This window comes from Rhodococcus sp. NPDC057529, from assembly GCF_042802055.1.
In the GTDB taxonomy this organism is placed as follows: Bacteria; Actinomycetota; Actinomycetes; order Mycobacteriales; family Mycobacteriaceae; genus Rhodococcus_F.
The window spans coordinates 203667-224114 of sequence record NZ_JBHVEY010000005.1 but is presented as its reverse complement, the minus strand read 5'-3'; the positions used below and the strand labels follow the sequence as shown (position 1 = coordinate 224114).

The window sequence follows — 20448 nt, the reverse complement described above, 5'->3', positions numbered from 1 at the left end:
GTCGGCGAACACCCGCGGCTCGACGTTCCGCACTTGTGGTTTCGGTGAACCTAACATTATGATTCGCCACGTGAAAACAACGTCCTTCAAGGTGGGTGCGCGACGACGGCCGGCGACCGCTGCCGCGGTACTGACAGCGCTGGCCGCGACGCTGATGCTGTCCGGGTGCGGCAAGGGCGACGGGCCCGCCGACGACACACCGGTGGTGCTGACCACGTTCACCGTGCTCGCCGACATCGCCGCGAATGTCGGCGGCGAGCACCTGACCGTCGAGTCGATCACCAAGGCGGGCGCGGAAATTCACGGATACGAGCCCACCCCGGGCGATATCAAGAAGGCCGCGCAGGCCGACCTGATCCTCGACAACGGCATGAACCTGGAGGCCTGGTTCGGCCAGTTCGTCGACGGGGTGGACGTCGAGCACGTGGTCGTCAGTGAGGGCGTCGAACCGATCGCCATCGGTGAAGACGCGTATGCGGGGAAACCGAATCCGCACGCCTGGATGTCACCGCTGAACGTGCAGATCTACGTCGACAACATGGTCGCCGCGTTCAGCGAACTCGATTCCGCTCATGCCGCCGACTACCGCAGCAACGGCGACGCGTACAAGGCGCAGTTGCAGGCCGTGCAGGACGAGTTGGTCGCCGAACTGGGCGCGCTGCCGGTCAACGAACGCGCACTGGTCACGTGCGAGGGAGCGTTCTCGTACCTGGCCCGCGACGCGGGGCTGACGGAGAAGTACATCTGGCCGGTCAATGCCGAACAGCAGGCCACTCCCCAGCAGATCGCGTCGACGATCGAGTTCGTGAAGCAGAACCGGGTTCCGGCGGTGTTCTGCGAGTCCACGGTGTCGGATGCGCCGATGCAACGGGTCGTCGAAGCGTCCGGCGCCGCGTTCGGTGGCACCCTGTACGTCGACTCCCTGTCCGAGGCGGACGGGCCCGTGCCGACGTATCTCGACCTGATCCGGCACGACGCCGACGCCCTCACCTCCGCACTGAACGGGCCGCGGTCGTGACCGCGCAGCCGGCCGTCGAGGTCGAGGACGTCACCGTCCACTACGGCGATGTGCTCGCGCTCGACCGGGTCTCCCTCGCCCTTCGCCCCGGACGCGTCTGTGGACTCGTCGGCATGAACGGCTCGGGCAAGTCCACCCTGTTCAAGACGATCATGGGCACGGTCAAACCCGACACCGGCACGGTCCGCATCAACGGCGCGGCGCCGGCCGCGGCGCGCAAGGCCGGGGTGCTGGGTTACGTTCCGCAGAGCGAGGACGTCGACTGGACGTTCCCGCTCTCGGTGCGGGACGTGGTGATGACCGGCCGGTACGGGCGCATGGGACCGACCCGGCGGCCCGGTAAGGCCGACCGCGAGGCCGTCGACCACGCTCTCGATCGCGTCGAGCTGACGGACCTGGCGGACCGGCAGATCGGGCAACTGTCCGGTGGCCAGAAGAAGCGCACGTTCGTGGCCCGGGGAATCGCGCAGGGCGCCACCATCCTTCTCCTCGACGAACCGTTCGCCGGGGTCGACAAAAGATCCGAGGCCACCATCACCGCGCTGCTGCGGGAACTCGCCGACGCGGGTTCGGCGATCCTGGTCTCCACCCACGACCTGCATGCGCTACCCGACCTCGCCGACGAGGCGATCCTGCTGCTGCGCACGGTGCTGAGGCACGGCGACCCGGCGGTCGTGCTGCAACCGGAGAATCTGGCGGCCGCGTTCGGCCTCGACGTGATGACAAGGACCTGAGAATCAATGGACGTCATCGACTTCGTCGTCGACCCCCTGCGCTACGACTTCATGGTCCGCGCGCTGATCACCACCCTGATCGCCGCGGTGGTGTGTGCGGTGCTGTCGTGCTGGCTGGTGCTGATCGGCTGGTCGCTGATGGGTGATGCGGTCTCGCACGCCGTCCTGCCCGGCGTGGTCCTGGCCTACATCGTCGGCGCCCCGTTCGCGATCGGCGCGGTGATCTTCGGATTCCTGGCCGTGGCACTGATCGGTGTGGTCCGCGACACCAGCCGGGTGAAGGAGGACGCCGCGATCGGCATCGTGTTCTCCACACTGTTCGCCCTCGGCCTGGTGCTGGTCTCGGTCACCCCCAGCCAAACCGACCTGAATCACATCATCTTCGGCAACCTGCTGGGTGTCAGCCGGTCCGACCTGGTCCAGATCGCGATCCTCGGGGCGTTCGTGTTCACCGCCCTGATCGTCAAGCGCCGCGACTTCACGCTGTACGCCTTCGACCCCACCCATGCGCACGCCATCGGCCTGAACCCGCGGCTGCTCGGGGCGGCGCTACTGGGGCTGCTGGCCCTGACGGCGGTGGTGGCCCTGCAGGCCGTCGGTGTCATCCTGGTCGTGGCCATGCTGATCATCCCCGGGGCGACGGCGTACCTGCTGACCGACAGTTTCCATCGGATGCTGATCATCGCCCCGGCAATCTCGGCGTCCTGCGCCGTCGTCGGCCTGTATCTGAGCTATCACCTCGACACCGCCAGCGGCGGGATGGTGGTGCTGTCCCAGGGCGTTGCCTTCGCGTTGGTCTATCTGTTCGCGCCGCGGCAGGGCGTGATCGGTCGCCGGATCACCGCGTCCCGGCGTCGCCGGGCATCCACGTCCCCGGCGGTGGCGGCCGACCGCTGACGGTTATCCCGCCGGCGCGTGCCTCGGCACGATCATCACGGGGACGGGAGCGTGCCGCAGAATTTTCGCGGCGGCCGAGCCGAGGAACACGTGCGCGGCGGGTCCGGCGGCTCCCGAACCCAGCACCAGCATGTCGTCGGGCTCCCAGGACACGGCTTCGACCGCCCCGCGCCAGTCGGTGCCGCTGCCGATCTCCACGTCCACGTCGGGGACCGGGATGCGGGCGCGAACCGCGTCGAGTTGCCGGGCGATGTCGTCGGTGGTCCGGCGCGTCCACTGCCGGACGACGAGATCCTCGGTCGATTGCTCGATCGCGCCACCGAACCTGGACATGGGCCGCACCGTGAACGACACGATCCGCACTGTCGCGGGCCACCGTGCGGCCATTTCCGCGGTGGCGGCGATGAGTCCGTTGACGTCGGCTTCGCCGCCGTAGGCGGCGGTGAGCCTGCGGATCGGTCCGGGCACCGGTGGGTAGCCGCGCGGCGCGATCGCGACGGGCACCGCCGCGGTGTGCACGAGCCGTTCGGTGACGCTGCCCAGCGCCACCCGGCCCAGCAGACCGGACGACGACGATCCGACGACGACGAGGGTGGCGTCGTGGGCGGTGACGAGTTCGATCAGCCCGGTGGGAATCGACGTCGATCGGTGGACGACGGTGGGGATGTCCAGCTCGCCCGGCAGACCGCCGACCACCCCGTCGAGTGCCCGTAACGCCTCCGCGGTGACGTAGCGCAGGTATTCGCGGTCGATGGGGTCGTCCTTCCCCGGCCACGGCTGTTCCACGATCGCCGCGGCCACGACAGTCTCCCCGGTCCAGCGTGCGATCCGTGCCGCCAGGTGCAGCGGCGCGGTCCCCTGACGGCTCGAGCTGAATCCGGCGATGATCGTCATCGAGCGGGTTTCCCTGCGCCGACCGGGTGCGCGACGACGTGGGTGACCGGCACACCGTGCTCGGCGCGGGCGCGGTCCACGACGTCGAACCGGTGCCACACCGACTCCTCGGGTGGCAGTGTGGAGATGACGATCTGATCCGGATGGAACGACTCGACGCCGGTGGCCAGTGCGCGCAACGGCCGGTAGTCCCCCACCTCGCCGTCCGCGTCGAGGTCCTCGGAGCGGAGCGTCGTCAGGGTGTCGGCGAGTCGCTGCCGGGCGACCTCCCGGGTCGCTTCCGCGACGTCGAGCGGGCCGTGGGTGGCGGCGGTTCCGGTCTCGATCGGGCTGGCGGGCACGACCACGAAGTAGACGGCTTCCCGGTCCGCGCCGATGCGGCGGAGTTCGTCGAGCATCTCCTTCGACTCGACGGTCTGGTTGGCCAGCACCAGGACCCGGTGAGGCCGGGCGGTCGCGGCGGCCCCCTCGACCTCGGGCCGCCGCCGCACGAACCAGGTGTTGGCGAGGAACAGCACGATCACGACCGCCCACGACACCAGGCTCAGCACGAGTTGCGACCGCACGTCCTCCTGCAGATACATCTGCACCAGGATCGCGACGATCGCGGCGGCGGTGACGATCGACAACACCGGGAACAGCCACATCTTGACCCGCAGTTCCGAGGCCGGGGTGCGGTACCGCAGCACGATCTGCGAGACGGCGATGAGCAGGTAGACGAACAGGATGATCGCACCGCTGGAGTTCAGCAGGAACGCGAAGACGGTGTCCGGGGAGACGGCCGCGGCGATCACGCACAGGAATCCGACGACCGAGGAGGCGAGGATCGCGATGGCCGGCACCCCGCGACGGGTCACCCCGACCAACTGCGCGGGTGCCTCCCGGCGCGCGGCGAGGACGAACAGCATGCGGGAGGCGGTGTACATGCCCGAGTTGAGGCAGCTCAGTACCGCCGTCAGCACGACGGCGTTCATGATGTCGTCGGCGTACGGGATCCCCATCTCGGTGAACGCGGCGACGAACGGGGACGCGGCCATCTGCTCGTCGTCCCACGGCAGGATGGTGGCCAGCAGGAACGTCGAGCCGACGAAGAACACGGCGATCCGCACGATCACCGAGTTGGCGGCCTTGGTCACCGCCCGCTCCGGATCCGCCGACTCCGCGGCGGCGATCGTCGCGATTTCGGCGCCGACCATGGAGAAGATCACCGTGACCACGCCGACGGTGACGGCCATGGCGCCGAACGGGAGGAACCCGCCGTGGCTCCACAGGTTGGAGAAGTCCAGCGCCTTGTTCGGCCACACACCGAGCACGAACAGCGCGCCCAGCGCGATGAACACGACGATCGCGGCGACCTTGATGCCGGCGAACCAGAATTCGAACTCGCCGAACGACGACACGGAGAACAGGTTCGTCGCCGTCATCAGGATCATCAGAATCAGCGCGGACAGCCACAGCGGGATGTCGATCCAGTACTGGATGATCGTGGCGCCGGCGATGGCCTCGAAGCCGACGACGATCACCCAGAAGTACCAGTACAGCCAGCCGACGGAGAAGCCGGCCCAGTTGCCCAGCGCCCGGCGGGCATAGTCGGCGAACGACCCGGTCGACGGGTTGGCCACGGCCATCTCGGCCAGCATGCGCATGACCATGATGATCAGGACCCCAGCGAGGCCGTAGGTGACGAACGCCGCCGGCCCGGTGTCGCCGATGACGACACCGGAGCCGACGAACAGTCCCGCACCGATCACCCCGCCGACGGCGATCATCGTCAGCTGCCGCTGGCTCAGTGCCTTCTTCAGTGCGGGTGTTCCGCTCATGTCATCCCTCCGATGCTTCACACGCCGCGTGCTCGCTCCTGGCGAGACCGACTGTCGGAGTCCCAGGGTTTGTTCGGCTGGGCGACGTCGAGGGGGGCTTCGGCCGCAGGGCCTCGAAATTCAATCGTAGGCCGCGGCGCCGGTCCGGCGAGCGGGATTCGGTGTCCGTCCCCTCGCGCCGTTTACCGGCCCGCGCGGCGGGTATCAATGTCGTGACGTCCGGAGTGAGACCGCCGAGAACGAAGGTTCCGCTGATGACACTCGTGCCCCGGGTCGCGGTCGCGCTGATCGCCGCGGGCCCCCTCGCCCTGTTCCTGGCCGCGCCCGCCGCCGCGGACCCGCCGGACGTGACCCTGGCCGCCGCCGTGGCCGGGAGCACCGTCACGACCACGCTGACCAACGACACCGGTGCCGACATCGTGTGCGGGCTCGGTGGACTGCGGGCGGCGGACGACATCGTGAACCCCGAGTCCGTGGCGGTGTTTCACCGATCGAACGTGGCGATCGGGCCGGGACCGCGGGAGTTCGTGTTCGAGGCGGTACCCGACGGCGACTATCTGATCCACTGGATCTGCAGCGAGAACGCCGGTCCCGGTGACGAGGTGTGGGGTTCGGCGCCGCTTCCGGAGACCGCGTACGCGAAGCCGGCGACGGCGGAACCGCTCCCGGTCACCGTGCGGACGCAGGCGTGTGTCGGATCGTTGTGCCTGCCGCCGGGGCTGGGTCTCTGAACACGCGTCAGCGGATCGAATCGCGCTGTGTCCGAAGGAATTCCCGCTCGGCCGCGTTCTCGGTGCGGTCGTGTGCCGCGTCGTAGGCGCGGGCGGCCTCGACGGGGCGCCCGAGGCGGCGGAGAAGATCGGCCCGCACCGCGTGGTACAGGTGATAGTCGTCGAGGTCGAGCCGGTCGACGAGCGCCAGCCCCTCCGCCGGACCCCGTATCTCCGCCACGGCGACGGCCCGGTTCAACGCGACCACCGGGCTCGGCGCCAGCGACATCAGCTGGTCGTACAGCTGCAGGATCTGCCACCAGTCGGTGTCGGCGGCCGTCTCGGCGTCGCTGTGGACGGCGTTGATCGCGGCCTGGATCTGATACGGGCCCGGTCGGTTGCGTCGCAGGCAGTCCCGCACCAGCGACTGCCCCTCGGTGACGAGGTCGCGATCCCACCGGCTGCGGTCCTGGTCGGGCAGGAGCACGAGTCGCCCGCCGGCATCAGCGCGGCCAGGACCCGGCCGAGACGGAGGGCCTCGGCGCACAGATCCGCCCGTGTCAGCCGGTCCCCCGCACTTGCCGTGTATCCCTCGTTGAAGATCAGGTAGACGACGGCCAGGACGGTGCGGAGACGGTCCGGGAGATCGGTCTCGTCCGGCACCCGGTACGGGATCCGGGCGTCCCGGATCTTCCCCTTGGCCCGGACGAGGCGCTGCGCCATGGTCGGCTCGGGCACCAGGAAGGCGCGGGCGATCTCCGCGGTGCCGAGCCCGCCGAGGAGGCGCAGGGTCAGCGCGACCTGGGCGGTGGGTGCCAGCGCCGGGTGGCAGCAGGTGAAGATGAGGCGTAGCCGGTCGTCGTGCACGGCGCCCTCCTCCGTCGGTTCGTCGCGGGCGAGCAGCAGCGCGGCCTGCGCGTGCCGGTCGTGCCGGGACGCCTCCCGCCGCAGCCGGTCGATCGTGCGGTGCCGGGCGGTGGTGATGATCCACCCGGCGGGGCTCGGTGGCAGCCCGGCCGACGGCCAGCGCTGCACCGCCTCTGCGAAGGCGTCCTGGACGGCGTCTTCGGCGAGGTCGATGTCGCCGAACACGCCGACCAGGACGGAGACCGCGCGACCGTGTTCGGTGCGGAACACGTGTTCGATGTCGGCGGTGTCGATCACGTCAGTGGCTTCCGTCCCCGGCGTGGTGGGCGAACGGCCGGACCTCGATGGGCAGCGTCGTCGCCCGGGTGAGCTTGCGACCCCAATCGAGCGCGGCGTCCAGGTCGGGGGCATCGACGATGGTGAATCCGCCGAGGTGTTCCTTTCCTTCGGTGTACGGGCCGTCGGTGACGAGCACGTCGCCGCCGCGGGCCCGCAGCACGGTCGCGGTGGTGGGGGCGCACAGTCCCCCGCTGAACACCCACGCGCCTGCGGACACCATCTCCTGGTTGAGGGCGTCGAGGTCGTCGGCGATCTTCGCGAGGACGTCGGGTTCGGGAGCGGGACCGTCGGGCTGGTACACGCTCAACAGGTACTGGGTCATGTCGGGTTCCTCCTCGGATCGGACGGTCGGCGCCTCGGGATGTGCTGTGGCCGGCCGTCACCTCCTATACGAACGCCGGCCCCGCGAATCGACACTGTGCACGAAAGAACTTTGTGCACGAGGAAATGTCCCGGGTGTGGTCAGTGGTGTTCGGACACCAGCACGGCGCGGGTTCCCGGCTCCAGCGCCTCGAACACGTGTGCGACATCGCCGGGGTAGGCGATGTAGTCGCCGGGCCCGAGTTCGACGGGGGCGCCCGCCGGGCCGACGAGCGCGCGACCGGCACTGAGTACGACGTGCTCGATCACGCCGGGCATGTGCGGGTCGGATCCGCGGGCCGGTCCGGGTTCGACGGCGAGGCGGTAGAGGTCCCGGCGCGCGGACGGCGGGCAGGACGCGACGAGCGTGGCGCGGTAGTCGGCCCGGTCGGAGGTCAGTTCGGGTCCCTCGTCGGCGCGGATGACCTGGACGCGCGGGCGCGGCGGGTCGAGGAGTTGCGACATCGGCACGTCCAGCGCCACGCAGAGGGCCCACAGGGTTTCGACGCTCGGGTTCCCGCCTCCCGATTCCAGTTGGGACAGAGTGGATTTCGCAACACCAGCCCGCCGGGCGACCTCGGTCAGGGACATGCCCGACCGTTCGCGCTCGCGGCGCAGCGAAGGCCCGATGTATCCCAGCGGGGATTGCCCGTCCATGGTTCCCTTCCCGAGACTGTTCATTATTTCAGTCGTCTTGTTCGACTTGACGAACGCAGCGCCACCTGTTCAGTATATAAGTCATGCGTTCGATGAAGCGAACACTCGGCTCGCGGGCCCTCCGCAGCATCGCGCTCGTGTGCCTGGCCGACGGACTGGTCGGCATGTCGTATGGCGCGATCGCGGTGGGCTCCGGACTCGACGCATGGCTGCCCGTCGCGTTGTCGATGCTGGTTCTCGCCGGTTCCGCGGAGTTCCTGTTCGTCGGGATCGTCGCGGCAGGCGGCAGCCCGATCGCGGCGACGATCGCCGGACTGCTGGTGAACGCCCGGCACCTGCCGTTCGGTCTGGCGGTCGGTGACGTGCTCGGGCGGGGTCTCCGGCGCGTCGTGGGCAGTCACCTGATGAACGACGAGTCGGTGGTGTTCGCGCTCGGGGAGACGGACCCGGACCGCAGGCGCGCCGCGTACTGGGCGTGTGGGGTGGGGATCGCGGTGTGCTGGCCGCTCGGGGCCCTGCTCGGCGCGGTGGCGGGCAACGCGATCGGCGACCCCGCCGCGCTGGGCCTGGACGCGATGTTCCCGGCGGTGCTGCTGGCCCTGGTGCTGCCGGCGCTGCGCGATCGGGACGTGTGGGTGCCTGCCCTGGTCGGCGCCGTCGTCGCCCTGGCGGCCACGCCGGTCCTGCCCGCCGGGCTGCCGGTGCTCGCGGCGCTGACGGGTCTGCTCGCTGGTGTGCGGCGGACGGTGCTGCGGTGACCGGGCACCTCGTGCTGATCGGGTCGGTCGGGGTGCTCGCGGCGGGCACGTTCGCGTTCCGGTTCGCCGGGCCGGTGCTGCGGCCTCGGATCGCGATCCGGCCCCGGGTGGAGCGGACCATGGCGTCGGCCGCCGTGGTCCTGCTCACCGCCCTGGTGGGCACGGCGGCGCTCACCGAGGGCCACGACCTCGCCGGAGTGGCGCGTCCCACCGGGGTCGTCGTCGCGGGCCTACTCGTCTGGCGGAAGGCGCCTTTCGTCGTCATCGTGCTGTCCGCTGCCGCGACGGCTGCCGGATTGCGGCTCCTCGGCGTGCCGTGAGGATGCATCATCGAGGGGTGTTATTTCATCTCTGTGCCACGTGCGGTGTCGAACAGGACCCGAACACCCCGCTCCCCGACGAGTGCGCGATCTGCGCCGACGAACGCCAGTACATTCCGCTCGGCGGGCAGGAGTGGACCACCGTCGAGGCGCTGGCCGGCGCCGGGTATCGCGCCGTCGAGCACGAGGTCGAGCCGGGACTGCACGGCCTGTACGTGGACCCGAAGACCGCGATCGGTCAGCAGTCCCTGGTGATCAGCACCCCCGCCGGGTCGCTGCTGTGGGATCCGATCGGATTCGTCGATGCCGCGGCGGTCGACGCCGTCGCCGCGCACGGCCCGGTCATCGCCGTCGCGGGCAGTCACCCGCACATGTTCGGTGCGCAGACGCAGTGGTCGAAGGCGCTCGGTGACGTGCCCATCCTGGTGGCGGAGGCGGACCGCTCGTGGCTGGCGCGGTCCGACGGGCCGATCGTGTTCTGGTCCGGCACCCACGAGGTGGCGCCGGGGCTGACCCTGCACCAGATCGGCGGGCACTTCCCGGGCAGCGCCGTCGCGCACTGGCGCGGCGGCGGTGACGGCCGGGGTGTGCTGCTCACCGGCGACGGCGTGTTCCCCAACCCGGACCGCCGCACCGTGTCGTTCCTGCGGTCGTACCCCAACCGGCTGCCGCTGTCCGCGGCGGTGGTGCGGCGCATCGCGGACCAGTTGGCGCACCTGGAGTTCGACCGCATCATCGGCAACTTCGACAACGTCATCGACCACGACGGCCGGGAGGCGCTCGAGTATTCGGCGACCCGGCACTGCGCCTGGGTGACCGGGGAGTTCGATCACCTGACGTGACGGTCGCGGAACCGGCCACCGCGCCGGGCGGCGCCCTCGCGGGGGCACTGTAATCGTTCTTCCCCGCCGACGCGGTGACAGCGGCTACCCTCCGCAGTAGCGTGAGCAGCGACTGAGGAGGTAGGTCTGATGGACTTGACAGCAATTGGTGTCGGTTTCGGCTACGTGGTCGTAGTCCTCACCATTCTTGTCGTCGTGGTCGGGGTGACGGCCCTGTTCGTGTTCTCGATCAAATCGGATTTCATCCCCCCGGACTCCACCGGAACTCCCTCGGGCAGGAAGCGGATCGGCCGGGCGGAATAGCCGCGTCGAGCACCGGCAGGCGGGCAGTCCCTCAGGGAGGGGCTGCCCGCCTTCGTACGTGGCCGGGGGGGGCGGCGGGTCTTCTGGATCGATTCCGGCCGCGGGCGCAGGGAAGCACGCCTTACTGAGACGCTCGAGGACAAGGCGACTACCGTGACAGGAGTCGCCTATTTTTCGAGGAGCACGGAATGAGTATCCAGTCGGTTGAGTCACGCCGCCATCGCGTCGTGGTCATTGGATCCGGCTTCGGAGGGTTGTTCGGCACACAGGCGCTGAAGAATGCCGACGTCGACATCACCATGATCGCGCGCACCACTCACCACCTGTTCCAGCCGTTGCTGTACCAGGTGGCGACCGGCATCCTCTCCGTCGGCGACATCGCCCCCGCCACCCGGCTCGTGCTGCGGAAGCAGAAGAACACGCAGGTGCTGCTCGGCGATGTCGAGAAGATCGATCTCGAGGCGAAGACGATCACCTCCCGGTTCCTGGACCGGACCACCGTCACCCCGTACGACAGCCTGATCGTCGCCGCCGGCGCGGGACAGTCGTACTTCGGCAACGATCACTTCTCCGAGTTCGCACCCGGCATGAAGACGATCGACGACGCACTGGAGCTGCGCGGCCGGATCCTCGGCGCGTTCGAGCAGGCCGAATTGTCGAGCGATCCCGCCGAGCGGGCCCGGCTGCTGACGTTCGTCGTCGTCGGCGCAGGCCCGACCGGTGTCGAGCTCGCCGGCCAGATCGCGGAACTGTCGCGGCGCACCCTGTCGGGGGCGTTCCGCAACATCGACCCCCGCGAGGCCCGCGTGATCCTGCTGGACGGCGCGGACGACGTCCTGCCCGTCTACGGCGGCAAGCTCAGCCGCAAGGCCCGCCAGCAGCTGGAGAAGCTCGGAATCGAGATCCAGCTCGGCGCGATGGTCGTCGACGTCGACGTGGACGGCCTCGTCGTCAAGGACAAGGACGGCACGCAGCGCCGGATCGAGTCGCAGTGCAAGGTGTGGTCGGCCGGTGTGCAGGCGAGCCCGCTGGGCAAGCAGATCGCGGACCAGTCCGACGCCGAGATCGACCGCGCCGGACGCGTCCTGGTCAACCCGGACCTGTCGGTGCCGGGGCACCCGGACGTGTTCGTGATCGGCGACATGATGTCGCTCGACAAGCTGCCGGGCCTGGCTCAGGTCGCGATGCAGGGCGGCAAGTACGCGGCCCATCAGATCAAGGCCGGCCTGAGCGGGCAGAAGCCGCAGGACCGCCCGCCGTTCAAGTACTTCGACAAGGGCAGCATGGCCACCATCTCGCGGTTCAGTGCGGTGGCGAAGGTCGGCAAGCTCGAGATCAGCGGATTCATCGGCTGGGTGGCGTGGCTGGCGATCCACCTGATGTACCTGGTCGGGTTCCGCAGCCGGCTGTCGACACTGCTGTCGTGGACGGTGACGTTCCTCGGTCGCGGACGCGCGCAGATGGCGTCTACCGAGCAGTGGGTGTTCGCCCGCAACGCGATGGAGCAGTTGGAGCGGCACGAGCGGGAGAAGGAGTCGGCGGAGAAGTCGTCGGGCGGCGAGCAGCGCAAGGCCGCCGGGTGACGCAGTCATCCCCCTGAGCTGAACGTGGCGGAGGGGACGGACCATCGGGTCCGTCCCCTCCTCCGTTGTCCGGGGGTTGTCAGTTGCCGAGGCGTCCGGTGTCGGTGATGTTCGCGAGCCGGACCTGCCCCTTGGAGACCAGCCGGTCCTGCTCGTCGGTGATCCGGACCTCCCACAACTGCTGGGTGCGGCCGCGGTGGACGGGGCTGGCCTCGGCGGTCAGCGTTCCCTCCCGCGTGGCGCGGAGGAAGTCGGTGTTGTTGTTGACGCCGACCACGTGGCCGCGGCCGCCGAGCCAGACCGTGCCCGCCGTGCTGGCGACCGATTCGATGACGGAGCAGTAGACGCCGCCGTGCTGGATTCCGGCCGGTTGCTGCAGGTCGGGGGTGACCGTCCACCGCGCTCGCACGCGGTCGGGTCCGAGTTCGAGGTATTCGAGTCCGATGAGGGCGTCGAATCCCTTGCCGAGTTGATCGGCCAGCGCGGCGGTGTCGCCGTGCCCGTCGCCGTTCGAAGCCTGCTGCTGCCCGGAATCCACCATCGCACTCTCCATCGGATCGCTGTGCGCTCTCGCGGCGCACCCGGACTCCTGCCTACACGACGGGACGGGCGGCGGGGGAAGCAGGTGGGGCAAACGGATCGGCGGGCCTCACGCTTGGTCAGCGTGAGGCCCGCCGTGGGATGGACCTGGGAGTCACTGCAGCCCTCAGGACTCCTGCGCGGTCCGGTAGTTCGGTTCTCGGCGCCGGCGTTTCGGCTCGGCGTCTGCCACGAGTATAGGCAAGGCTTCCCTAATTAAGCAAGCGCTTCCGTGCCTGCCCCAGCCGACCGCAGTGCGGGCGCGTGATCCGGCTCTTCGAGCGGACCGGCACGCCGGCCGCGACGAAGGCGTCCAGGATGCCCTGACCGCGGCGCTGCGCGGCGGCCTCGCCGCCACCGGCGAGGATCGGCACGTACGTCGCGGCGCCGAGCACCGACTCCCCCACGAGCCCCCAGAATCGGGACGCGTCGATCGGCGTCAGCCGGGCAATCGCGTCGAACACCGCGTGCAGCGACGTGAGACTGCGGTGCACCGTCCAGAGCAGCAGTGCCCGCTCGCACGGCACGGTGACCGTCCGGGGGGCGCCGGCGTAGGGGTCGTCCGGCAGGACACGCATGGTGTCGTCGACGACACCCGCCCAGTCGATTCCCTCGTCACTGTCCATGTGGATCCACAGGTTCTCGAGCCCCGGGTCCCAGGCCCGCCCCTCCAGCACGACGAGGGCGGTGACACGCCCGACGACCGCGTGGATCAGCGCCGTGGCCACCTGCATCGCGGCGACGTCCGGATCGGGGACGTCCTCGAGCGAACGCGCCCACATCCGGGGCACCCGGTCGCCGTCGAGGTCGTCGGCGAGCGACCACCACCGGCGTTTACCCTCGTCCGCCATCGTCGCGACCGCGTACATGCGCGGATATTCGGCGTTCAGCGCGCGAAGTCGTGTGCAGGACACGTCCAGTGCGGTCGCGGGGGCGGACAGGGTCGAAGTCACCGTGCACTCCAATCGGTCGGGATGGAACACCACCAAACATAGGTGAGCCTAACCAAATATCAAGACTTGACATCATGTGATGTGAGGCACCCCCGCGAACCGCCGCACGCGGCACGCCCCGCCGGATGTGGCAACGGGGATAGGGTTCCGTAACCTAAGTAGTTGAATCAGTGCAGATCCCGTGCACCGGCACACACGTCAGGAGCTTCCCCCGCCAGTGACGACGACGCGACAGTTCGGCAGCGACATCCCGCACCTGCCGACCGACGAGCCCTACGGAAAGCGCGACGTTCCGCGCGGTCCCGCCCCGCTGTACCTCCGGGCACTCGCGGGACTGCTCGACATCGGGACAGTGGCCATCCCGCTCGTTCTCGGGTGGTACATCGTCGACTCCCTCCGCGACGACAACGGCGGCGGGGAGGCCGACCGGGTCGTGTTCGGCGGCGCCGCCGTCGCGATCGCGCTGGGGCTCGCCCTGTGGAACCGCGGATTCCGCGAAGGCAACACCGGGCAGAGTTCGGGCAAGGGCTGGGTCGGCCTCGTCACCCGCGACACCGACACCGGCGACGCGATCGGCCCGAAACGGTCGCTGCTGCGGGCGTTCCGGCGCACCGGCACCGAGGTCGTCCGGGAAAGCACCGCCACCGACGAGGGATTCGCCGTCCGCGAGAAGGACGTCGGCGTCGCCGCGATCCGGCGCCGCCGGCTGATCGGGCTGGGCGTCCTCGTCATCCTGCTGGGACTGGTCCTGCTCGCCAGCGTCGCGGTCGGGGCGCGGCCGCTGTCGTTCGCGGAGATCTTCCACGCACTGTTCGATCCGGACGGCTCGCAGACCGACATCATCGTGCGCACGCTGCGCGGCCCGCGCACCGTGCTGGGTCTGGTCGTCGGAATGGCGCTCGGTGTCGCGGGCGCCCTCATCCAGGGGCACACCCGCAACCCGCTCGCCGACGCCGGACTCCTCGGCCTCAACGCCGGCGCCGCGTTCCTCGTGGTGCTGTCGATGTACCTGTTCGGGTTCAGCGCCCCCAGCGAATACCTGTGGTTCGCGTTCGCCGGATCCTTCGCGGCGAGCGTGATCGTGTTCGGGCTGTCGTCGATCGGCAACGGGGCGGCGAGCCCACTGAGCCTGGCGCTGGCCGGCGCCGCCGTCGCCTTCTTCCTGCAGGCGATGACCAACGCGATCATCATCGTCGACCAGTCCAGCCTCGACTCCTACCGGTTCTGGGTGGTCGGGTCGGTGGCCGGCCGCGGCTTCGACGTGCTGTGGCAGGTGCTGCCGTTCCTGGTCCTCGGGCTGATCCTCGCCCTCGTCAGCACGCCGGGCCTGAACGTCCTCAGCCTCGGCGAGGACGTGGCCCGGTCGCTGGGCACCAACATCGCGGCCAGCCGTGCGCTCGGCATCGTCGCGATCACCCTCCTCACCGGTGCGGCCACCGCGGCGTGCGGTCCGATCGCATTCATCGGTCTCGTCGTCCCCCACGTCGCGCGGGCCATCACCGGCCCCGACTACCGGTGGCTGGTCCCCTACGCCGGGCTCCTCGGCGGCGTGATGCTCGTGACCGCCGACGTCATCGGACGGGTCGTGGTCCGGCCGGGTGAGTTGCAGGTGGGAATCGTGCTCGCCGTGTTCGGGGCACCGTTCTTCATCGCGTTGGTTCGGCGCAGAAAGTTGGCAAGCCTGTGAGCACTCGAGACGACGTGCGCCCCGACCTCGGCGCCGCCCCGACGGCCCGGGTACCGGCACGCCCCGCATTCCGCCTCGGACCGGTCTCCTTGGTCCTGCGCCCCCTCGGCATCGCCGTCAACGTCGCCCTGCTGGCGGCCCTGTTCCTGGTGCTGTGCCTCAACATCGGCCGCGGCGACTACCCGCTGTCGATCCCCGAGGTCACGCGGGTGCTGTTCGGCGGCGGCACGAAGGCCCAGAACTTCATCGTCATGGACCTCCGGCTGCCGCGGTCGCTGACCGGGGTGTTCATCGGCATGGCCCTCGGCCTGGCAGGCGCCATCACCCAGTCGATCGCCCGCAACGCCCTCGCCAGCCCCGACATCCTCGGCATCACGTCCGGTGCCAGCGCCGCCGCGGTCGCGCTGATCGTCCTCGGTGGCGGCGGCAGCTTCGTCGGCATCCTCGCCACCCTGGGGATCCCGCTCGCCGCCCTGGTCGGCGGACTCCTCACCGCCCTGGTCATCTACCTGCTCGCGTGGCGCGGCGGGGTGGAGGGGTACCGGCTGATCCTGATCGGCATCGGTGTCAACGCCATGCTCATCGCGGTCACCGGGTGGCTGCTGATCTCGGCGGACATCAACGACGCGTCGCGGGCGCAGGTGTGGCTCAACGGGTCCCTCAACGGCGCCTCCTGGAGTCAGGTGTGGCCCGTCACGATCGCCGTCGTCCTCGTCGGCGGCTACGCGGTGATCTCCTCGTTCACGATGGGCGCGCTGCGTCTCGGCGACGACAACGCGGTGTCGCTGGGGGTGCGGCTGCAGTGGTCGCAGGCCCGGCTGCTGCTCATGTCCGTCGCCCTCGCCGGCATCGCCACCGCCGCGGCAGGCCCGGTCGGGTTCGTCGCGCTCGCCGCACCGCAGGTGGCGCTGCGGCTGGTGCGGTCCGCCGGCCCGCCGCTGATCGCGTCGGCGCTGACCGGCGCCGTGCTGGTGGTGGGCAGCGACGTCGTGGCCCGCACCATCCTGCCCGTCGAGCTGCCGGTGGGTATCGTCACCTCGGCACTGGGTGGCCCATTCCTGCTGTATCTGCTGGTTCGCAACAATCGGAAGGTCTCGGCATGACCGTGCAGACTGACTCTCGACTGATCGCCGACGACCTGAGCCTCGGGTACGGCGACCGGATCATCGTCGACCACCTGAACCTCGAGGTGCGGACCGGGGTGATCACCACCGTGATCGGGCCGAACGGCTGCGGCAAGTCCACGCTGCTGCGCGCGCTGGGGCGACTCTTGAAGCCGCGCAACGGTTCCGTGCTGCTCGACGGCAAGGCCATCGGGTCGATGCGCACCAAGGACGTCGCCCGCACCCTCGGCATGCTCCCGCAGGCGCCGGTGGCGCCCGAGGGCCTCACCGTCGCCGACCTGGTGGCCCGCGGCCGGCACCCGCACCAGTCGTGGCTGCGGCAGTGGTCGTCCGACGACGAGGGCGAGGTCGCCGAGGCGCTCGCCCTGACCGGGGTGTCCGACCTCGCGGACCGCCCCGTCGACCAACTGTCGGGTGGTCAGCGTCAGCGGGCGTGGATCTCGATGGCCCTCGCGCAGGGAACCGACATCCTGCTGCTCGACGAGCCCACCACCTACCTGGACCTGGCGCACTCCGTCGAGGTCCTCGACCTGGTGGACCGGATGCACGAGGAACTGGGCCGCACCGTGGTGATGGTGCTGCACGACCTGAACCTCGCGATCCGCTACAGCGACCAGCTGATCGTCATGCGGGACGGCACCATCGTCGCGTCCGGCGCGCCGAAGGACATCATCTCCGCCGAACTGCTGCTCGAGGTGTTCGGCCTGGAGGCCGCGGTCATCGCCGACCCGGTGTCCGACCGCCCGCTGGTCGTGCCGATCGGCACCCGCCACGTGTACGGCGCGATCGGCGGACCGGACGAGAAGTAGCGGCCGTCAGCGGCGGCCGCCGATCATCGTCCGCACCAGCCGGTAACTCTGCCCCAGCGACACCGTCGGCAGGTACGCCCTGCCGACGGCGTTGCCGATGCTGGGGAGCGCGGCCGGGTCGGCGAATGTCATGTGCATGGCCACGTACCGGGGCTGGAACTTCGACTTGAACGCCAGCAGCGACCGGAACCCGTACACCGGTTCCAGGGTGCGGCCGAGCAGATCGAGCACACTGTCCATCACCGCCGACAGGCTCGACGACTCCGACCGTTCCCGCTCGCCGGCGTCGCCGTCCGGTTGCTCGACCTTGGCGAGCGGGGCGCCGGACAGGCTCAGGAACTGGGCGCCCTCCTCCTCCAGTTTCAGTGCCGCGGACGCGATGAGGAACTCCATCGCCGGCCGGAACCCTTCGGCCCGCCGCCGCATGAAATCGAGGGTCCAGCCGACCACCCGCCCGTCCTGGTACACCGGCAGCCAGGACGTGATGCCGTGGACGGTGCGGTCCTCGTCGACGGCGATCAGGCAGCGCACCTCCGGGTCGTCGACCTCGTCGAGTCCGCCGAGCGTGAAACCCATTTCGGGCATGCCCTTGTCGGCCACCCATTCCTCGGAGATCGCGGTGATCTGATCGGTGATCGCCCGCGGGGCACTGGGGAAGCTGACCCATTCGGCGGTGATCCCCGACTTCTTCGCCTTGTTCAGGGCGGTGCGGACGTCCTGGAACCGTTTGCCGGTGAACGCGATCTGCCCCAGATCCAGCACCGTCTCCTCCGCCACCTGGATGCCGCTCCAGCCGAGGGCGTCGGTGATGTCGCGGACCTCGCCGGTCACCGAGTAGAAGCACGGAATCCAGCCGTTGGCGGCGGCGAACTCGGCGAAGTGTTCGACGGTGTCCCGTAACCGGTCCGGTGGGCCGACCGGGTCGCCGGTGGTCAGCGCGACACCGGCGATGACCCGGTACGCGACATAGCTGGTGCCGTCGGCGGAGAACCAGTAGTTGTTGCCACGCCACGTCGTCATCCAGGACAGCGGGCTCCCGCTCCCCGACTTCAGGAGGGCGCGGGCCCGTTCGGTGGACTTCGAGTCCGAGCCGATGGCGGGGCTCAGGAACGTCGCGGCGACCAGCGCGCAGAGGGCGACCCAGAACACCACCCCGGTCCACTCGTAGAGCAGCGTCGCGGGGATGCTCTCCGGCAGCAGCCGCGGGTCGAGCCATTGCAGGTACACCGGCGGGATCAGCCGCTCCGGGAAGTCGGCCAGCAGCGTCGTCGTTCCCGGACGGGGGTCGAACCCGTGCCGCGCCCACAATCCGCCCAGGAGGTAGAGGACGGCGAGACCGGCGACGAGCGCCACCAGGACACCGGCCAGCCGCCGGTACGTTCCGGCCGGGGCGGAGACGTCGAAGAACCGCCGGGTCGCGAGCAGCACGATCAGGATCGCCAGCGGGGTCAGGAACGGCACCAGCGTCCGGTACAGGTTCGGGTCGGCGAGACCGTAGAACAGGGAGTCCTCGTCGAGGGAGTCGACGAACCGGACCGCGAAGTTCAGCAGCGACAGCACCAGCAGGATCATCTGGGCGATCACCGACGCCACCCACGCGAAACGACGGCCCCGCCGGAGGCCGTCGCTGAGGGTGAGCAGGAACAGGGACGGCATCAGACTCAGCAGGGTCGGCCCGACCCCGGACAGGCGCAGTTCGAGCAGCCCGCGCCGGCACTCGGGGTCCGCCGCCGACACCTCGCACAGGTCGCGGACCTCGCCCGCCGTGTAGGGCACGCCGCGGAACAGGTCGCGCAGCACGGCGAGCGGCCCGACCGCCTCCGCCGACAGGGCGGCGATCATCGGGCCGATCGCGCTGGCCGCCACCACGATCGCGACGAGCACCCGGCCCTCCCGCTGGGTGCCCGCGATCCGCTCGCCGCGGGCGGAGCGGCCCACGATCCAGCGGCCGATCACCAGCCCCACCACGGCGGCGGCCAGCCGGACCACGTCCTGCAGCGAACCGCTGAACAGCGCCAGGGTGATCGTGAACACGAGGACGCCGACCCGGATCCGCCGCCGCCACAGGGTGCCCATGTTGGAACTGGCCACCATCGCGGCGCCGACGATCCAGGTGCTCGGGCCGACGGCCATGCCCACGTGCAGCCGGAAACCCCAGTTCGCGTCGACAACCTTCGCGACCGCGGCCACCGACAGCGCCAGCAGCCCGCCGAGCACCTGGGTGGCGACCGCGGCGAGGGTGAACCGTCCCGACCCCATCCGCCGTTCCAGCGGTGCGGCCACCAGCAGGACGAGGACGGTCGTCGACAGGTACGCCAGGACGTCGTCGCCCCACAGTCCTGCGGTGAGCAGCGTCCACACCCAGCCGTTCTGGAACGCCCGGATCCCGATCGCGACGTGCTGGGACAGGTCGTGGGACGGCCCGCCGATCACGCTGGACGTGGCGATCGCCAGGATCCAGATCGCGGCCAGCAGCGAGATGCTGACCGGCGCGCCCCGCACCGCACCCCGGACCCTGTCCGCGGCCCGCCCCGTCCGACCCCTGACCCTCGCTGCCGTACCGTGTGCGGTTGCCGCGCTGTCGTCGGTCTTCATCCGCCAGGTCCCCACTCTCCGCGATGTCGAGAACGAAAGCTTGCCCGGCGGGTCGGCCGCTAGCCAACCCGACCGTAATCCACCCGTTCGGAGTATGGCCAATACCACACGCCGCGACGCAGTTTTACTACTACCAGTAGTACGTATCTGCGTCGTCGTATCCGTAGAATCGGTGTATGGCTGGACTCGGCGAACTCGAACGCGCAGTGATGGATCACCTGTGGTCCACTTCGGAACCGCAGACGGTGCGGCAGGTGCACGAGGCACTGGCGGCACGCCGTGAACTCGCATATACCACCGTCATGACGGTGCTCCAGCGGTTGGCGAAGAAGCACCTCGTCATCCAGCAACGCGACGACCGCGCCCACCGGTACCTGCCGGTGCATCAGCGTGAGGAACTCGTCGCCAGCCTCATGGTGGACGCGCTCCAGCAGGCCGACAAGTCCGGTAGCCGCGCCGCCGCACTCGTGCACTTCGTCGGCCAGGTCGGCGCCGACGAGGCCGACGCGCTCCGCGAGGCCCTCGCCGCGCTCGAGGCCAAGGAACGCACCACCGGAGACAATCAGTCGGGAACCGTTCGCGCCGGCTGACGTTCGTCA

20 protein-coding genes and 1 pseudogene are annotated in these 20448 nt (G+C 69.8%); 13 read left to right on the top strand and 8 right to left on the bottom strand.

What is annotated here, in order from left to right:
- Window positions 1-91 precede the first annotated feature (91 nt).
- Genes ACFU5V_RS11970 through ACFU5V_RS11960 form a run of 3 tightly spaced genes read left to right on the top strand, consistent with a single transcriptional unit; the run spans window position 92 to window position 2649 of the window.
- Window positions 92-1018 carry a metal ABC transporter substrate-binding protein gene (locus ACFU5V_RS11970; protein ID WP_378699629.1) on the top strand — a complete coding sequence of 309 codons (927 nt, stop codon included), beginning with the start codon at window positions 92-94 and terminating at the stop codon, window positions 1016-1018.
- Window positions 1015-1752: a metal ABC transporter ATP-binding protein gene (locus ACFU5V_RS11965; protein ID WP_378699330.1), complete on the top strand. Its 738-nt coding sequence runs from the start codon at window positions 1015-1017 to the stop codon at window positions 1750-1752. The genes ACFU5V_RS11970 and ACFU5V_RS11965 overlap by 4 nt, the downstream gene beginning before the upstream one ends.
- Before the next feature lie 6 nt (window positions 1753-1758).
- Window positions 1759-2649, top strand: a complete 891-nt coding sequence (locus ACFU5V_RS11960) for a metal ABC transporter permease (RefSeq protein ID WP_378699328.1) — start codon at window positions 1759-1761, stop codon at window positions 2647-2649.
- Window positions 2650-2652: 3 nt separating this feature from the next.
- On the opposite strand, the gene ACFU5V_RS11955 is transcribed toward ACFU5V_RS11960, so the two are convergent.
- Both ACFU5V_RS11955 and ACFU5V_RS11950 read right to left on the bottom strand, forming a co-directional pair.
- Window positions 2653-3543: a universal stress protein gene (locus ACFU5V_RS11955; protein ID WP_378699326.1), complete on the bottom strand. Its 891-nt coding sequence runs from the start codon at window positions 3541-3543 to the stop codon at window positions 2653-2655.
- On the bottom strand, window positions 3540-5363 hold the full coding sequence (locus tag ACFU5V_RS11950; protein ID WP_378699324.1) for an amino acid permease: 1824 nt from the start codon (window positions 5361-5363) through the stop codon (window positions 3540-3542). The genes ACFU5V_RS11955 and ACFU5V_RS11950 overlap by 4 nt, the downstream gene beginning before the upstream one ends.
- Before the next feature lie 254 nt (window positions 5364-5617).
- Between ACFU5V_RS11950 and ACFU5V_RS11945 the strand changes: the two genes are divergently transcribed.
- Window positions 5618-6094 carry a hypothetical protein gene (locus ACFU5V_RS11945; RefSeq protein WP_378699322.1) on the top strand — a complete coding sequence of 159 codons (477 nt, stop codon included), beginning with the start codon at window positions 5618-5620 and terminating at the stop codon, window positions 6092-6094.
- A gap of 7 nt (window positions 6095-6101) precedes the next feature.
- Here ACFU5V_RS11945 and ACFU5V_RS11940 read toward each other — a convergent pair.
- From ACFU5V_RS11940 to ACFU5V_RS11930, 3 genes and pseudogenes are all read right to left on the bottom strand, one after another.
- A pseudogene (locus ACFU5V_RS11940) lies at window positions 6102-7237 on the bottom strand (RNA polymerase sigma factor).
- A 1-nt stretch (window position 7238) separates the two neighbouring features.
- Window positions 7239-7601, bottom strand: a complete 363-nt coding sequence (locus tag ACFU5V_RS11935; protein WP_378699320.1) for a YciI family protein — start codon at window positions 7599-7601, stop codon at window positions 7239-7241.
- 140 nt (window positions 7602-7741) lie between these two features.
- The gene (locus tag ACFU5V_RS11930) at window positions 7742-8296 is read right to left on the bottom strand and encodes a helix-turn-helix domain-containing protein (protein WP_378699318.1); all 555 of its coding nucleotides are present in this window, start codon (window positions 8294-8296) and stop codon (window positions 7742-7744) included.
- Between the two features lie 83 nt (window positions 8297-8379).
- Between ACFU5V_RS11930 and ACFU5V_RS11925 the strand changes: the two genes are divergently transcribed.
- The 5 genes from ACFU5V_RS11925 (at window position 8380) to ACFU5V_RS11905 (ending at window position 12102) form a co-directional block, all read left to right on the top strand.
- The gene (locus ACFU5V_RS11925) at window positions 8380-9054 is read left to right on the top strand and encodes an AzlC family ABC transporter permease (RefSeq protein ID WP_378699316.1); all 675 of its coding nucleotides are present in this window, start codon (window positions 8380-8382) and stop codon (window positions 9052-9054) included.
- Window positions 9051-9374, top strand: a complete 324-nt coding sequence (locus ACFU5V_RS11920; protein WP_378699315.1) for an AzlD domain-containing protein — start codon at window positions 9051-9053, stop codon at window positions 9372-9374. The genes ACFU5V_RS11925 and ACFU5V_RS11920 overlap by 4 nt, the downstream gene beginning before the upstream one ends.
- A gap of 17 nt (window positions 9375-9391) precedes the next feature.
- Window positions 9392-10216 carry an MBL fold metallo-hydrolase gene (locus ACFU5V_RS11915; RefSeq protein ID WP_378699313.1) on the top strand — a complete coding sequence of 275 codons (825 nt, stop codon included), beginning with the start codon at window positions 9392-9394 and terminating at the stop codon, window positions 10214-10216.
- Window positions 10217-10345: 129 nt separating this feature from the next.
- Window positions 10346-10519 (top strand): adenylate cyclase, encoded by a 174-nt coding sequence (locus tag ACFU5V_RS11910; protein WP_072942004.1) that lies wholly within the window; start codon window positions 10346-10348, stop codon window positions 10517-10519.
- Between the two features lie 188 nt (window positions 10520-10707).
- Window positions 10708-12102, top strand: coding sequence for an NAD(P)/FAD-dependent oxidoreductase (locus ACFU5V_RS11905; protein ID WP_378699311.1), 1395 nt, complete (start codon window positions 10708-10710; stop codon window positions 12100-12102).
- Window positions 12103-12181: 79 nt separating this feature from the next.
- On the opposite strand, the gene ACFU5V_RS11900 is transcribed toward ACFU5V_RS11905, so the two are convergent.
- Window positions 12182-12643, bottom strand: a complete 462-nt coding sequence (locus tag ACFU5V_RS11900; RefSeq protein ID WP_276139873.1) for a PaaI family thioesterase — start codon at window positions 12641-12643, stop codon at window positions 12182-12184.
- 250 nt (window positions 12644-12893) lie between these two features.
- Window positions 12894-13667: a hypothetical protein gene (locus ACFU5V_RS11895; protein WP_378439649.1), complete on the bottom strand. Its 774-nt coding sequence runs from the start codon at window positions 13665-13667 to the stop codon at window positions 12894-12896.
- Window positions 13668-13851: 184 nt separating this feature from the next.
- Here ACFU5V_RS11895 and ACFU5V_RS11890 point away from each other — a divergent pair, with 184 nt between their 5' ends.
- From ACFU5V_RS11890 to ACFU5V_RS11880, 3 genes are read left to right on the top strand one after another with little or no spacing between them, the layout of a single operon-like run.
- Complete coding sequence (locus tag ACFU5V_RS11890) at window positions 13852-15321, top strand: FecCD family ABC transporter permease (RefSeq protein ID WP_378699308.1); 1470 nt, start codon at window positions 13852-13854, stop codon at window positions 15319-15321.
- The gene (locus tag ACFU5V_RS11885; RefSeq protein WP_206005000.1) at window positions 15318-16424 is read left to right on the top strand and encodes an iron chelate uptake ABC transporter family permease subunit; all 1107 of its coding nucleotides are present in this window, start codon (window positions 15318-15320) and stop codon (window positions 16422-16424) included. Before ACFU5V_RS11890 ends, ACFU5V_RS11885 begins: the two co-directional genes overlap by 4 nt.
- A complete protein-coding gene (locus ACFU5V_RS11880) occupies window positions 16421-17254 on the top strand; it encodes an ABC transporter ATP-binding protein (protein ID WP_378439643.1) in 834 nt (277 codons plus the stop codon). Before ACFU5V_RS11885 ends, ACFU5V_RS11880 begins: the two co-directional genes overlap by 4 nt.
- 6 nt (window positions 17255-17260) lie before the next feature.
- Here the strand turns inward: ACFU5V_RS11880 and ACFU5V_RS11875 are convergent, their stop codons facing one another.
- Window positions 17261-19849 (bottom strand): bifunctional lysylphosphatidylglycerol flippase/synthetase MprF, encoded by a 2589-nt coding sequence (locus tag ACFU5V_RS11875; protein WP_378699302.1) that lies wholly within the window; start codon window positions 19847-19849, stop codon window positions 17261-17263.
- 176 nt (window positions 19850-20025) lie between these two features.
- On the opposite strand from ACFU5V_RS11875, the gene ACFU5V_RS11870 reads away from it, so the two are divergent.
- On the top strand, window positions 20026-20439 hold the full coding sequence (locus ACFU5V_RS11870; protein WP_015890703.1) for a BlaI/MecI/CopY family transcriptional regulator: 414 nt from the start codon (window positions 20026-20028) through the stop codon (window positions 20437-20439).
- Window positions 20440-20448: the final 9 nt, after the last annotated feature.

What these genes read in the sequence shown, in the direction of transcription:
- ACFU5V_RS11925 (WP_378699316.1), top strand. Translation starts at nt 8,380, where the DNA reads ATGCGTTCGATGAAGCGAACACTCGGCTCGCGGGCCCTCCGCAGCATC.
- ACFU5V_RS11955 (WP_378699326.1), bottom strand. Translation starts at nt 3,543, where the DNA reads ATGACGATCATCGCCGGATTCAGCTCGAGCCGTCAGGGGACCGCGCCG.
- ACFU5V_RS11905 (WP_378699311.1), top strand. Translation starts at nt 10,708, where the DNA reads ATGAGTATCCAGTCGGTTGAGTCACGCCGCCATCGCGTCGTGGTCATT.
- ACFU5V_RS11930 (WP_378699318.1), bottom strand. Translation starts at nt 8,296, where the DNA reads ATGGACGGGCAATCCCCGCTGGGATACATCGGGCCTTCGCTGCGCCGC.
- ACFU5V_RS11960 (WP_378699328.1), top strand. Translation starts at nt 1,759, where the DNA reads ATGGACGTCATCGACTTCGTCGTCGACCCCCTGCGCTACGACTTCATG.
- ACFU5V_RS11880 (WP_378439643.1), top strand. Translation starts at nt 16,421, where the DNA reads ATGACCGTGCAGACTGACTCTCGACTGATCGCCGACGACCTGAGCCTC.
- ACFU5V_RS11945 (WP_378699322.1), top strand. Translation starts at nt 5,618, where the DNA reads ATGACACTCGTGCCCCGGGTCGCGGTCGCGCTGATCGCCGCGGGCCCC.
- ACFU5V_RS11910 (WP_072942004.1), top strand. Translation starts at nt 10,346, where the DNA reads ATGGACTTGACAGCAATTGGTGTCGGTTTCGGCTACGTGGTCGTAGTC.
- ACFU5V_RS11900 (WP_276139873.1), bottom strand. Translation starts at nt 12,643, where the DNA reads ATGGTGGATTCCGGGCAGCAGCAGGCTTCGAACGGCGACGGGCACGGC.
- ACFU5V_RS11950 (WP_378699324.1), bottom strand. Translation starts at nt 5,363, where the DNA reads ATGAGCGGAACACCCGCACTGAAGAAGGCACTGAGCCAGCGGCAGCTG.
- ACFU5V_RS11935 (WP_378699320.1), bottom strand. Translation starts at nt 7,601, where the DNA reads ATGACCCAGTACCTGTTGAGCGTGTACCAGCCCGACGGTCCCGCTCCC.
- ACFU5V_RS11875 (WP_378699302.1), bottom strand. Translation starts at nt 19,849, where the DNA reads ATGAAGACCGACGACAGCGCGGCAACCGCACACGGTACGGCAGCGAGG.
- ACFU5V_RS11870 (WP_015890703.1), top strand. Translation starts at nt 20,026, where the DNA reads ATGGCTGGACTCGGCGAACTCGAACGCGCAGTGATGGATCACCTGTGG.